The organism is Niallia oryzisoli (assembly GCF_043641075.1).
Classification (GTDB): Bacteria; Bacillota; Bacilli; order Bacillales; family Cytobacillaceae; genus Bacillus_BD; species Bacillus_BD oryzisoli_A.
Genome location: NZ_JBHZRC010000001.1, coordinates 332,691 through 346,134, shown reverse-complemented (window position 1 = coordinate 346,134; position 13,444 = coordinate 332,691). Strand labels below are relative to the sequence as shown.

The window sequence follows — 13,444 nt, the reverse complement described above, 5'->3', positions numbered from 1 at the left end:
AGCCAAATCCTTTTTTTTGAAAAGATCTAACAAGATTTTATGCTCATTGTTTATCTGAGTTAATGTCTCGTATGGACTTTCCAGTGAGGGTTCACTGTGCGGTGCTTATCGATCTCTATTGCATCATTTCATTTGTCAACTGAATAAATTCTTCCACATCCTTCTCCATTAACTCGATACCTTCCTCCCAAAAAGCCGGCTTTGTCAGGTCCACACCTAAGTGCTTCATGGCTAATTCTTCGACCTTCATTGAGCCCGTATCACGTAACAGGGCAATGTATTTGTCCTCGAATCCATTAGGTTCCTTTAAGAATTCAGCATAGATTCCTAAACTAAATAAGAAGCCAAAGGTATACGGGAAATTGTAAAATGGAATATCATCAATAAAGAAATGTAGTTTACTGCACCAGAAATGCGGATGGTAGCTGGCTAAGCTGTCACAATAAGCTTCCTTTTGCGCATTCAGCATTAACTCATTCAATCTTTGTTCCGACACAATTCCCTCTGAGCGTTCTTCATAGAAGGATTTTTCAAAAAGAAAACGGGCATGGATATTTAAAAACATTGCGATCGCATTTTCCATTTTAGTATTTAGCAGTGTAACCTTTTCTTCTTTTGTTTTTGCATTAGCTACCGTTGCATTGCTGATAATGGTCTCTGCAAATGTACTTGCAGTTTCTGCCACATTCATTGCATAGTCTCGGTTTAAATTTGGCAAATCTCTCATCACATAACTATGAAACGCATGGCCTAATTCATGTGCTAACGTACTTGTATCTGATGGAGATCCTGTAAAAGTCATAAAGATACGTGATTCCTTAAATTCTGGAAGCTCCTCGCAGTATCCGCCAGGACGTTTTTTCGGACGATCCTCTGCCTCTACCCAGCGATTTTCCAAGGCATTCTTAGCAAAAGATGATAATTGCGGCCCAAAGCTCGCAAAATTTTCTATGATAAAATCACATGCTTCATCATAAGAGAACTTCTTCGGTTTTGATTCACCTAATGCAATAGGGGCATCAATATCCTGCCAGCCTAATTTTTCCATACCAAGAACCTTTGCTTTTTGTCTTAAAAAGTGAATGAAGGGCTGTTTATGATTTGAAACAGCTGTCCACATCGCATCAAGTGTATCTTTTGACATTCTGTTATATTCTAATGGTTCATCCATGAAGCTTTCGCGATTATGTGCTCGTTGCAGTGTAATCCTGTAGCCGTCTAAATGATTCAGCGTATCAGCAAAAATAGGCGCATATTTAGTCCATGCCGCTTCCCAATTTTCAAAAAGCTGCTTTCGGACTTCAGGGTCTGGATCGGAGTACATCCGGTTCATCGCCTGACCTACTGAAAATTCCTTATGGTTACCCTCTTTATCTGTAAAAGGAATGGTTATGATTGAGACAGCTGTATCATATAATCTGCTCCAACCCGAAATACCATCATTATTTAAATCTGTAATTATTTTTTCTTCAGCCTCAGATAACAGACGTTTTCCATGATGACGGATCTCATTCAGAGCAAAGGATACCTCACTTAATTCGCGATCCTGTAAAAGAGCTTTCCAATCTTCTTCCGGAATAGCAACAAGCTTTTTAGTCATAGCAGTCGATAAATTCTCAACCTCACTTGATAGGTCCATGACTTGTCCCATCACTACATTTGCGTATTCGTCATCCGTATATGCATCCTGCCACATATGTACAAAGGAACCAGCTTGGCCTAAGCCTTTTTCAATACTTTCTTGTTTTTTTAGCAGTGCCTTTAACGGTTCAGCGGATTTATTTTCCTCAAAGTTACATTCTAGAATTAGCTTCTGATAGTCCTGAATTTCAGCTTTAATGGTATGTAATTTTGTTTGTAATTCTGGTGATTTCGTTCCGCCTGGAAAAATAGTATCTAAATCCCATGTATCGATATATTTCATGTAGTTCACTCCTTTTCTATTTACCATTTTACCCTTTTATTATATTTATGAAAAATTATAGCTAGAAATACACTCAGTCCAGATCTTCATACGATACAAAACGAACGAAAAAAGCCGTTCAGCCATTTGAACAGCTTATTTCCTTAAATCTCCCGCTATCTCTGCTATTGCTTATTTGCGGTTGACACGGTTTCTCCATTTGAGCTCCCTTTATTAGTGTCAAGCTTTTTCTTCATGACAAGCGCTTCTCCATCAACCACCATTTCTTGACGCTGGTTCCATACCTGTGTTTTTAATTTAATAAATTTCTTATCATCCTGTTTTTCAATGACTTCTACTATTGCACTAATCGTATCACCAACCTTAACGGGTGCTGTAAATCGAAAGCTTTGCGATAAATAAATCGAATTGGGTCCAGGGAGCTTCATACCAAGTACAGTCGAAATAAAACTCCCTGTTAAAAGGCCATGTGCAATTCTATCCTTAAAAATCGTCTTGTCGGCAAACTCTTCGTCAATATGCATCGGATTAAAATCACCTGTAATTCCTGCAAATTGGTAGATGTCAAATTCTGAAATTGTTTTAGAAAAAACAGCACGATCCCCTATGTGAATCTCTTCATATGTTAACTCTTTTTGCATAATAATGTCTCCCCTTTGGCTCGTTTCCGTTATTGATTATCTCCCTTTATACTATATCCGGCATCTACATAAATGGTTTGTCCCGTTATTCCTGTACTCAAATCACTTAATAGAAAAAGGGACGAGTTTGCGATTTCCTCAATTGTGGCATTCCGCTTTAATGGAGAATGTTCACTTGTGTATTCAATTAATTGGTCAAAATCACCTATTCCACTTGCAGCACGTGTTTTTACCGTTCCAGCAGATATAGTATTTACACGGATGCCATACTCCCCTAAATCTGACGCAAGATATCTTACACTACTCTCTAGCGCGGCCTTTGCCACACCCATTACATTGTAGTTTTTCACCACTTTTTCCGAACCATAATAGGATAACGTAATAATCGAAGCATTCCGATTCTTCATCATTTGATAGGTTTGTTTTACAATATCTGTTAGTGAATAGACGCTAACCACCATCGAATTGACAAATCCCTCTAAAGAAACATCTATGTACTTTCCTGACAACTCTCCTTTATTTGGTCCACCTGCAACAGCATGAACAATAAAATCAAGCTGGCCATTAAAATGATGACTGAGTTTTTCAATTACAGAGGCTACCTGCTCCGGATTTGTTAAATCCGTCCTTTCATAAAAAGAGCTAGTAATTGATTGAAATAAAGGAATCACATAATTCGCTGTCTTTTCATTTTGATAGGTAAAAGCCAGGTCTGCTCCTTCTTCCGCTAATCGTTTCGAAATCGCCCAAGCAATACTGTTTTCATTTGCCACTCCAAGAACAAGCCCTTTCTTGCCCTTCATTAACTTTTCCATACTTTCCCCTTTCGTTTTGACGTTTTTTGTCATAGATAGTTTCTATAATATCAACTCAATTACCTTTATTTTACATTGAAATAATTTGTAAAGTTTTTATATACCATTGAACAACAAAAAACCACACGAGTGAAAGCATCACTGTGCGGCTAACTATCTAATTATATTAGGTTCGCTGATTTTATCTGTAAATAACTACGAGCTATCTATTAAAAATAATCCGAAAAATAAGGTGTTTCACGTTCAATTAAGTTTTCTAGAATTTCCACTGTCTGTTTATTACTTCCAAGTCGTCCAATTACGGCGAGATAGGATGGTCTCTTGTATCCCAGAAGCATCGTTGTAAGCGTTTGGATATCCAATGAAAAATCAGCTAGACCTTTCGTTTGTATCAGCTGTCCTTGACCTGTTTCAGATACATGAAGGGTAAAGATCCCCTGATTCCATTCTAATATTGGGTCATCAAGCTCAAAGGTTAGATGTACTTCTGTTCCCAAAGCCCTGAAAGGAAATTGAGCGATAAATTGTTTAACATCCACAATACGTGCCATATAATATGGAGCAATCGTTTCTTTAATATCGGCATCCTCGAGCCAAAATGCCAATGGATCATTTGTATAGGTGTTCCCAATTACCTTTGATACCATAGAAAAATGAGCACTGATGAAATTCCACAGTCCAATCCGTGCCTCTTGATTTATATAAACCATCTCTTTCACATGCAGTACATCTTTCGAAATCCAATATAAAAGGTAACCAACTGGCTGGTGTGACCCATCATAATACACAGCTGCTGTTAAATCATCCAAATCCCATCTCCAGTATTCATCCCAAGCCAGTTCATTTCGAATCATGGCCGCATGACGCATACCAGAAAAATGTCTGTAAACCCTTCGAACATCAGGATGTTCTGTATCCAATCTTTCTACATAGCCGGGTACTTTTTTTGTCTTTGGCATCTGGTAGTCTCTAATTTCAAAGGTCATTTTATCTGAAATAATTTCCCAACCCTTTCTGCGATAAAAAGGAAACGAATAAGGAAATAGATAGGAAATGGATTGTTTTCTTTGCTGCATATCCAATAGTGCCTGTCGCATCAGCTTATTCATAAGTCCCAGCCCTGAATATTCTGGATAGGTTCCGACGCCTGTCAAACCGCCCATTTCAAATGTTTGTCCGAAAATATTTACTTGAAACGGGTAAACAGCTAATTGAGAAATCAGTGTTTCACCATCAAACCAGCCAAGTACATCAGCCTTTTCCAGTACGGGCAGCTTCGCTAACGCAATCTCACGTTCTTCCCAGCCCACCATTTGCAATTCTTTTTTTGTAACCTGAAATACATAGCGTAATAACTCATTGAATTGTTGAAAATGTTTTGTTTCGACATTCCCCATTCTGAGTCTATCAAGTCGACTCATACGATTCCCTCCAGAATTATATGTATATCTTCATACATCATCTTTTCTATTGTAAACAAATTTTTTGTATTTATATGCAAATTGGCACATTTATAAAAAATAGTAATGAAAATTCATGATTTTCCTACAAAAAAAGCTGCCTTTTGCATAGGGCAGCTGCATACATTCTTAATTTTACGATTATTGAAGATAATACTCCTCCAAATACATTTGATATAGCATTTCTTCATATTTATTTTCTAATATTTCTTGTAATATAATAAGCTCTTCAGTCGAGATTGATGAATTGTTTTTTAGTGAATCAATTTTACCAAACTCAATATCTTCCCATCCATTTAATTCACTGATATCCATCACTAATATGAGATTAATTATTTCATTAATAATCTTGTCTCTTAAGCTTACCTTTGATTCTGTTTTTAGGGCACTTTCTTTTGTGAGTATCATATTATATTCTCCTTTTTCAAACGGTCAGTATGTGTAATTTTTCACAAAATAAATTGCTATTTAACATCAGCTATATATCTTATTAAAGCATCCTCAATATAATTTTACAATATAGGTTCTTTTTCCATTTTCGAATTTTCATTGAACTGTTCTGGAGGTTTAGGATAAATAAAAAAGGAAAGCCATTGTTCAGCTTCCCTTTTTTCATATATAAATGCTCTTATTTGTTAGATGTAACTTTCTTGTTCTCTTCTTTTTGCTGAATAAGTTTAGCAAGATCTAGGAACGCATCGTCACGTTTGTGGATTGCTTTTGCACCGTTATCATCATATTCATAGAAACCTTTATTTGTACGGATACCATGCTCGCCATTTTCTACCATTTCATTTAAGAAATTAGGCACCTCTCTTGTGTTTGAAAGATCCTTCATGATGTTCCCTACCATCGCTCTTGTTGTTTCAAGTCCAGCTAAATCTTGACTTTCTAATGGTCCACAGAAAGCCCATTTGAAGCCCATGCTGCCTCTTGTAGCAATATCGATATCTTCTGCTGTACAAATTCCTTGTTCAATTAAATTGAAACATTCACGTAGATAGGCTACTTGAACACGGTTAACGATAAAACCGGTAATTTCTTTATTCAGAACAACTGGAGCTTTTCCAATTTCTTTCATTAAATCATAAGCAGCTTGAACTACAGCTTTATCCGTTTTCTCGAATTGAGCTATTTCCACAACTGGTACAATTTGTGGTGGATTAAAGTAATGTGTGATAACAAATCTTTCCGGATGCTTTGCATTTTGAGTTAATTCCTTTAATGGGAAAGTCGAAGTATTAGACGCAATGATCGTTTCTTTTGGGACAACGCTTTCAATGATTTCGTAGGTAGCTAATTTTGTCTCAAGAACTTCCGGAATGGATTCAAGAATGAATTCAGCACCGTCAATTGCTTCACGTAAATCTGTTGTATAGGTAATACGTGCTAACGCCTGTTCCATTTCTTCAGCAGTTGTCATTTCTTTTTCTACCATAATTTGTAGACTGTTTGTAATAAGCTCTCTTGCTTTTTCTAATGATGACTCTCTTCTCGCTTGAATTTTCACATTTTTTCCAGCTTGTGCTAATAATTGAGCTACACCGTGCCCCATAATTCCGGCTCCTAATACCGCCATGTTCTGCATATGAATACCCCTTTTCAGTTTATGTAGTTTTATAAGTTGACGGATGCAAAATAAAAACACATCTTGTCTTGTATGGTTTATTTTCTTCATTATAGCATTAATACTTTCGAAAGATTGTAACATAGATTACAATCTTTCGATAATTTATCTTATTTTTTATATTAACATAATATTTCATTTGTATGCCTTTTTTCTATAGTATAAGTGACTGCTTCATTAAGATAAAAAAAACGCACAAGTGATGTTCACTGTACGTAAAATAAGTATTAAAATTAGGCGGGCTCGCCTGGGAAACGACCCCATAATAAGAGTTCTTGTTTCAGATATCAAATTTTGAGAAGCTTACCTAGAAGCATAACCGTAAAAGCTTATGCTCCTAAGTAGCTCAGATTTACATTTTCAATATCAGAAAGAGATTATAAAGCTGATTTTAAATATTCCATTGCTTTTAGTTTTTCCAAGGAAGTTTTGTAATAATCAATAACAACTTGTAGATAATTCTCTCCTTTAATTGGTGTAAATGGATTTGGACCTTCTGCTGTCATTTCCATAATAATTGGTCCTACATAGTCAATTTCATGTAATGCAGCAATTTGACTTTTTATATCTGCATGTCCGTTTCCAATGGCTTGACGATTAGAATCCGCCACATGGTAAATCCCTAATTTCTTGCCTGCAGTTTTTAATGCATCTACTGGATTAGATTCTTCTATATTCATATGATAGGCGTCCAATAACACAAATAACTTTGGACTGTTAACAGCATCAATCAGTCTTAAAGCCTCTTTTGAGGTAACAATTTGATGATTTTCATATCGATTTAATACTTCAAATACCACTTCGATTTGTAAGGCTTCTGCTTTCTCCATGACAGTTTTCGTGCTGTTTAAGAGAAGCTCCCAATCCTTTTCATGATCTCCACATCCGACAATTTTACCAACTTCACCATGCAAGCAAATTCTATTTGCACCAATTTCCCTTGCCCAGCTTAATAAATCTAAAAAGTATTGTACAGCCTTTTGCCGTGTATCTTCATTTATATTAGAAATATCGACATTAGTAGGTGTAACCGATAGCACCTTTAACTCATATTTAGCCAATAAATTAGCCAATTCTTGAGGATCCTGCTTTAAATCTCCCTGAACCTCAACTCCGTCCACCCCGATTTCTTTTGCTAATCTACACTTTTCCTCCAATGGGATATCACCGAAGGTCCATATACATAAACCATATTCTCTAGTCATTTGATTCCACTCCCTTCATTTATTTCATTAATATTTGGTAACTGCATTTGTAAAGAACTCACTAATTTTCACAGGTCTTTTCTCTTCGAAGGATTTTCTAGCTGCATGGGCAATCAACTCTGCCTGCAGACCGTCATATCCGTTAACCGGCACTTCCTTATCACTTGCAACACTTTCAATAAATGCTTTTGTTTCTTCAATATAGGCTTCTTGATACCTTTCTAGGAAGAAGTATTTTGGTTTATCCGAGTATACGCCATCATCTGTTGTTAATTCTGCTGTATTTGAGAAATCATTTTTCACTGTTACACAGCCTTTGGATCCAAAGACTTCTACTCTTTGATCATAACCGTATACTGCCTTCCGGCTATTATCGATAACTCCGATTGCTCCATTCTTAAATTTCAAGGTGATGATGGCCGTATCAATATCCCCATGTTCCGCAAAGACAGGATCAACCAAAACCGCACCTTGGACATACACTTCCTCTACATCACTTCCAGATAAAAAGCGAGCAATATCAAAGTCGTGTATACTCATATCGATAAAGATTCCGCCTGAAACCTTTATATACTCACTTGGTGGAGCTTCCGGATCCCTCGATGTAACCTTGATAATATGTACATCTCCAACTTTATTTTCTTCTACCATTTCACGAACACGTTTAAAATTATGATCAAATCGTCGGTTAAAACCGATTTGCAGCTTAACTCCATATTTTTGCACCGCTTCAAGAGCCTGCTGGGTTTGCTCCAAGTCAAAGTTAATGGGCTTTTCACAAAAAATGTGTTTTCCTGCTTGAGCTGCTTGTACAATGATAGGAACATGTGTATTTGTGGAAGAGCAAATAAATATTGCATCAATCACAGGGTCATTTAAAATGTCCTGATAATCATCGGTTACATTCTGAACACCCAAACCTTCCGCCCACGGGGTTACCCGTTCGGCAAAAATATCTGATATGGCTTTTATTTCTACTTGAGGTATCCGCACTAAATTTTCAGCATGTAATTTTCCAATTCTTCCTGCTCCGATAATACCAATCTTAACTTTTTCCATTTCGTCTTCTCTCCCCTAGTTTTCAAGTAAAATGATTTGTGTATTATTCTTCTAGATTTTTAGTAACTTGTGTAAGCAGCTCATCTACGTTTTCTTTCGTAATAACAGTAGCACCTGTATCAATTCGTTTTTCGACCGACTCTCCATTAAGCGCCTTAACTGCTGCCTCTACAGATAAATAACCAATTTTATACGGATCCTGTGCAACCTCAGCATCCAATCCCCCAGATTTTATAGATTTAAGACCTTCTGAGTTTCCATCAAATCCAACAACCAAAACCTTACTGTTTTTTGCTTCAGCTCCGCGCAATGCGCCTAAAGCCATCTCCTCACTGGTCACAAATACAGCATTAATATCAGGATTTGACTGAAGGATGTTTTCCATAACATTCATTGCTTTTGATCGATCACTATCTGCCGGCTGTACGGTTTCTATTTTAATCCCAGCCTCTTTAAGTGCTTTCTCTGCTCCAGCAGTTCTGTCATCATGGGTTTTATCACCAAGAGCTCCACGAATAATGGCAACCTTATCCCCTTTTTTTAGCTTGCTAGCTATAAATTCCCCACCTTCTTGTCCTGCTGCTAAATTTCCTGTTCCCACAAAGCTCACTTTTTCTGGATAATCCGCGTCGGTATCCGCGAAAACAACAGGGACATCATCTGCTTGCTGAAGTACATTTAATACTGCTGAAGGCTGGCTAGGTGCAATAACCAATGCATCTGCCCCGCTTGTAATCTGATCCTCAATAAGTGACACTTGTTTTTCTACTTCCGTTTCCGCATTTGGTCCTAATACTTCAACTGTAACACCAGCTTCTTTACCCGCATCCATTGCCCCTCTTTGAACCAATTTCCAATTTTCACTATTTAAGGCTTTAAGAATAACTGAAACCTTTGTTTGTCCGCTAGAATCATCCTGGTCAGTACTTGCTGAGGATTGACTGGCTCCTGAATTACCGCAGCCGCTCAGTATTAGTCCTGCACCTAAAACCGTTGTCATTAAAATTCCGCTAAATTTTTTCATCCCTTCCGCCCCCTAATAAACTATTAATATTTTAAATAATCGATTCTGTATGATAGAATCAAGCCCCAATTATTAGTTCATCTCCACATTTTAACAATATCGTAGGAACACCCATGTATCCTTTTTCTTTATAAATTAGTATTTCTCCTAATAAGGATCTTGATTTAAGTAACCGGTTAATTAAAATAACACTAATTTAATTTGTTATTTACTTTGCATCTAACTAATTAATATGTATTTTCCTGCTATTTTTACTTATTACGATATATTTCACCTCCATCACTTTATTTGATTCAGTTAACTTTTAGGTAACCGATTACCTCTTAGAATGAGTTTATCTCATTTTAAAAGCGTTTTCAACAGGTAATTAATAAATTATATTAATTTTTTGACTACAGCTAAATATGAAAAAGAAGAAGACTTAATGGACAATCTATAAAGTCTTCTTCTATATATATTTTTCCTATTCAATTGTAATATTCTCTACTTGCTTAGTGGTTTGACGTATCACTAATTCCGGCAGCAAAACGACCCGATGTGTGGTTCTGCTAGTCCCGTTGATTTGTTCAGTTAATAAATCAACAACATGATGGCCAATATCTCGAAGCGGCTGCTGTACCGTTGTTAAGGAAGGAATTACAATGGTAGATAAATCAGTATTGTCAAATCCAATCACGGAAAGGTCGTCCGGAATTCTTAATCCTCGTTCACGTGCAGCTTGCATAGCACCAATCGCTAACAAATCATTACATCCAAAAATTGCGCTCATGTCTTTTTCTTTATCAAGCAAGATTCCTGCATATTTCTTTGCATATTCCCTTGTGGGGTGATCGCATATCATGATTAGTTCTTCAGCCGGCTGTATTCCTACATCAAGCAATGCCTGTATATAACCTTTTATCCGTTCTTCACTGCTTTTATCTCCTTCAGCAATCACGCCGATTTTTTTATGGCCAAGCGATAGTAAGTATTCTGTAACCTGATAGCCTCCTAAAAAGTCATCAACCGTTACGCTGTCAATTGGGAGCGTGGGAAGATCTTTTGCAATTATGGCAAGGGGAAACTTTTCTTTTATTAAATTTTTTAAAAGTGTAACATTCCTAAATCTTGCTGCAACAATGATTCCATCAACTTGTTTTTGCTTAAGAAGCGTTATATATTTCTGCTCTTTATCCGGATTGGCGTCGGTATTACACATAATGACACTAAAACCCAGTTCCTGTCCACGTTCTTCTATATATTTTGCATACTCGGCAAAAATAGGATTAGAAAGGTCTGGAATTAACAGCCCAATAGTATACGTACTTTTCCCTTTAAGTGCAGATGCAATCATACTTGGCTGGTATTGTAATTCCTCCATTACTTCTAAAACCTTTTGTTTCGTTTTTTCACTAATGGAACCTTTATTATTAATGATTTTAGATACCGTAGCTGTTGAAACACCAGCTTTTTTAGCTACATCATAAATCGTTATTTTCATTTTAAACACACTCTCAATATCAAGTAAATTTTTAATATGATTATTATATATTACCCATCCTCTTAATGGGTAATCGGTTTCTTTTAATTTCATTATATCCCTATCTACTATAAAATTGCAAAATAAAAAAGCTACCGAAAAATTTCAGCAACTTCTAAATATACAACTATCAACTTTCGTTATAATACTGATTCAACGTTGTTTCATTTATTGAAATTCCCGAGTTTGCTCTAAAAGCTGATCAATCTCAAACTTCATCAATGTAATACTATTATTATCTAGAGAAAACTCCATAGTTGATTCCAGTAGTTTATCAATATCAATTTGAATATTTTCCATCATTGTACCTCCGAATTAGCTTCTACTAAACCATTCGAATCTTTACTGCCTTTTTTGGGGGTAGAAAAGAAATTTTGATTAAAATTAGTTTATTTTGAATGTTTATTCTCTTACTTTTCCATCATTAGACTATTATGATAATTTATGTATATTTGTATTTTTACTAGTTTTATAATGAAAAATGAAAAAAGCGGGTATGACCCGCTTTTTATCATACTTTTGAGAATTTCTAATAATTCTTGGTGTATTCGATCATCCTCAAAATTATTTTCAATCCTTAATATACGACAACAGGATCGTATACACTAAGATTATCATACACATTTTTCATCTCACTAGGCAAAACGTTGACACAGCCTGCCGATCCGTCCTTAAGATAGGCATCACTTGACCAGTTTGTCCGCCAACCAGCATCATGGAATCCTTGACCGGGATTTGTAAAAGGAACCCAATAGTTGACTTCAACGGAATATCCTGAAACACTTCCAATTCTTTGACCTTCAAGAACGTATGGTGATCGTTTATAAAGAACATACCATACGCCTTTTGATGTATCCTCCTCAGTGCTATGGTTTCCTGTCACAACATTTGTTGTGAAAACTAACTTTCCATTTTTGTATATCCACATTTGCTGTTCTGCAAGTGATACTTCTGCATACGTATCACCAATTCCATAGTTGGATAGGGTTTCATAACCGTAGCCTTCATTATTCCAGCCATGTCCATAAATATTGGAAGCTGAAATTGATTTCTCTGTATTTTCAAAGGCTTCTTTAACAAATGCTGTTTCTTTTTCCGCATCTAATGCCCATCCATAGCCTTGTCCTTTCACCTTAATGGTAGAACCAGAATGGGTCTTAAACGTGAAATCCTTATTTAATGTGGATTGAGAATCATTAATTTCTGCAATCTTATTTTTTATAGATTCTGTTTCAATTGTAACCTTTAAATCGTTAGTAATAGAGGCATTTTTAATTAAATCACTACCTTTTAATGAATAAACCTTATCCTGGACCTTATACTCAAGCGTATGCCCTAAAAGAGATTGCAGTACGTTCTTTTCTTTTTTTATCACTTTACTATTTTCTTTGATTGGTTTTACGTAGACAGGATCCAGATGGATTTTACTAGCATATTCCTGCTTTTCGTAGTTTTTTAATAGACTAGCTGTATCATACTGTTTGCCATTAATGCTTTTAGAGATGACCATTTTTCCATTTACTAAATGAACAGCCGCATTTTTTGGAGCCTTTAAACTCTTATTCATATTGGCAAGCTTTTCTTCCACTAGTTTCTTCATTTCTTGAGTGCGATACGGATCTGGCTTACCCGGCATTAAGGTATAACTTTTTTCATTGGAAGAAGGGAAAAACGTCTGCTCATCTTTTAACAATTTTTTGAAATCAGAAAAATCCTCATCCGTAAAACCCATCTTTGTATCCTTACCGTTAAAAATTTGTTGCTTTCCAACATAGACTTCATTTTTTAACATGGATGTTTTTAATTTTTCAAGCGCCCTATCAGCAGTCAATCCACCGACTTCAATACCATTGATCGTTGTCTGTGCTTGAAAGTGGTTTGCCTGATAATAGCTGAATACCCCGATGATGAGTACAATAATAATAACAATACTCATTGTAATAAACTTCCAGTTATTAAACCATTTGAAGGAATTTACGTGTTGTTTATCATGTTCTACTATCAATTCTTTTACATTATTTTCCATAAAAACACCCTCTCTACACAAAATCCAACTTAAAATGGTTTTTACTTGTGTGTTTCATTCAATTCTTTCAATTATCATATTACTAATATATAAGTAGAGTTAATAGTGAAATTTATCTCAAAATTTGTATAATCTTTGATATTT

Annotated in this window: 12 protein-coding genes; all 12 read right to left on the bottom strand. The window is 35.9% G+C overall.

All coding sequences use genetic code 11. From position 1 onward, the window contains the following. Positions 1-115 precede the first annotated feature (115 nt). The 12 genes from ACHUFV_RS01845 to ACHUFV_RS01790 all read right to left on the bottom strand — a co-directional run bounded on the left by ACHUFV_RS01845 (position 116) and on the right by ACHUFV_RS01790 (position 13,300). Positions 116-1,924: a M3 family oligoendopeptidase gene (locus tag ACHUFV_RS01845; RefSeq protein WP_394231904.1), complete on the bottom strand. Its 1,809-nt coding sequence runs from the start codon at positions 1,922-1,924 to the stop codon at positions 116-118. Between the two features lie 164 nt (positions 1,925-2,088). After that, complete coding sequence (locus ACHUFV_RS01840) at positions 2,089-2,565, bottom strand: MaoC family dehydratase (RefSeq protein ID WP_394231903.1); 477 nt, start codon at positions 2,563-2,565, stop codon at positions 2,089-2,091. A gap of 29 nt (positions 2,566-2,594) precedes the next feature. Further along, a complete protein-coding gene (locus ACHUFV_RS01835) occupies positions 2,595-3,413 on the bottom strand; it encodes an enoyl-ACP reductase FabI (protein WP_394231902.1) in 819 nt (272 codons plus the stop codon). Between the two features lie 176 nt (positions 3,414-3,589). After that, positions 3,590-4,801: a GNAT family N-acetyltransferase gene (locus tag ACHUFV_RS01830; RefSeq protein ID WP_394231901.1), complete on the bottom strand. Its 1,212-nt coding sequence runs from the start codon at positions 4,799-4,801 to the stop codon at positions 3,590-3,592. Positions 4,802-4,981: 180 nt separating this feature from the next. Further along, entirely contained in the window at positions 4,982-5,248 is a 267-nt protein-coding gene (locus ACHUFV_RS01825) for a hypothetical protein (protein WP_394231900.1), read from the bottom strand. Between the two features lie 220 nt (positions 5,249-5,468). Next, the gene (locus tag ACHUFV_RS01820; RefSeq protein WP_394231899.1) at positions 5,469-6,428 is read right to left on the bottom strand and encodes a 3-hydroxyacyl-CoA dehydrogenase family protein; all 960 of its coding nucleotides are present in this window, start codon (positions 6,426-6,428) and stop codon (positions 5,469-5,471) included. 416 nt (positions 6,429-6,844) lie between these two features. Beyond that, positions 6,845-7,672 carry a sugar phosphate isomerase/epimerase family protein gene (locus ACHUFV_RS01815; RefSeq protein WP_394231898.1) on the bottom strand — a complete coding sequence of 276 codons (828 nt, stop codon included), beginning with the start codon at positions 7,670-7,672 and terminating at the stop codon, positions 6,845-6,847. Positions 7,673-7,699: 27 nt separating this feature from the next. Further along, the gene (gene iolG / locus ACHUFV_RS01810; protein ID WP_394231897.1) at positions 7,700-8,731 is read right to left on the bottom strand and encodes an inositol 2-dehydrogenase; all 1,032 of its coding nucleotides are present in this window, start codon (positions 8,729-8,731) and stop codon (positions 7,700-7,702) included. Positions 8,732-8,774: 43 nt separating this feature from the next. Continuing rightward, on the bottom strand, positions 8,775-9,755 hold the full coding sequence (locus tag ACHUFV_RS01805) for a sugar ABC transporter substrate-binding protein (protein WP_394231896.1): 981 nt from the start codon (positions 9,753-9,755) through the stop codon (positions 8,775-8,777). A 463-nt stretch (positions 9,756-10,218) separates the two neighbouring features. Then, the gene (locus ACHUFV_RS01800; protein WP_394231895.1) at positions 10,219-11,328 is read right to left on the bottom strand and encodes a LacI family DNA-binding transcriptional regulator; all 1,110 of its coding nucleotides are present in this window, start codon (positions 11,326-11,328) and stop codon (positions 10,219-10,221) included. 114 nt (positions 11,329-11,442) lie between these two features. Then, complete coding sequence (locus ACHUFV_RS01795) at positions 11,443-11,574, bottom strand: hypothetical protein (protein WP_394231893.1); 132 nt, start codon at positions 11,572-11,574, stop codon at positions 11,443-11,445. A 277-nt stretch (positions 11,575-11,851) separates the two neighbouring features. Further along, on the bottom strand, positions 11,852-13,300 hold the full coding sequence (locus ACHUFV_RS01790) for a L,D-transpeptidase family protein (RefSeq protein WP_394231891.1): 1,449 nt from the start codon (positions 13,298-13,300) through the stop codon (positions 11,852-11,854). Positions 13,301-13,444 lie beyond the last annotated feature (144 nt).

Bases quoted from the DNA above. Each gene is read 5' to 3' on its own strand.
- ACHUFV_RS01845 (WP_394231904.1), bottom strand. From the start codon at position 1,924: ATGAAATATATCGATACATGGGATTTAGATACTATTTTTCCAGGCGGA.
- ACHUFV_RS01840 (WP_394231903.1), bottom strand. From the start codon at position 2,565: ATGCAAAAAGAGTTAACATATGAAGAGATTCACATAGGGGATCGTGCT.
- ACHUFV_RS01835 (WP_394231902.1), bottom strand. From the start codon at position 3,413: ATGACAAAAAACGTCAAAACGAAAGGGGAAAGTATGGAAAAGTTAATG.
- ACHUFV_RS01830 (WP_394231901.1), bottom strand. From the start codon at position 4,801: ATGAGTCGACTTGATAGACTCAGAATGGGGAATGTCGAAACAAAACAT.
- ACHUFV_RS01825 (WP_394231900.1), bottom strand. From the start codon at position 5,248: ATGATACTCACAAAAGAAAGTGCCCTAAAAACAGAATCAAAGGTAAGC.
- ACHUFV_RS01820 (WP_394231899.1), bottom strand. From the start codon at position 6,428: ATGCAGAACATGGCGGTATTAGGAGCCGGAATTATGGGGCACGGTGTA.
- ACHUFV_RS01815 (WP_394231898.1), bottom strand. From the start codon at position 7,672: ATGACTAGAGAATATGGTTTATGTATATGGACCTTCGGTGATATCCCA.
- iolG (WP_394231897.1), bottom strand. From the start codon at position 8,731: ATGGAAAAAGTTAAGATTGGTATTATCGGAGCAGGAAGAATTGGAAAA.
- ACHUFV_RS01805 (WP_394231896.1), bottom strand. From the start codon at position 9,755: ATGAAAAAATTTAGCGGAATTTTAATGACAACGGTTTTAGGTGCAGGA.
- ACHUFV_RS01800 (WP_394231895.1), bottom strand. From the start codon at position 11,328: ATGAAATTAAAAGAAACCGATTACCCATTAAGAGGATGGGTAATATAT.
- ACHUFV_RS01795 (WP_394231893.1), bottom strand. From the start codon at position 11,574: ATGGAAAATATTCAAATTGATATTGATAAACTACTGGAATCAACTATG.
- ACHUFV_RS01790 (WP_394231891.1), bottom strand. From the start codon at position 13,300: ATGGAAAATAATGTAAAAGAATTGATAGTAGAACATGATAAACAACAC.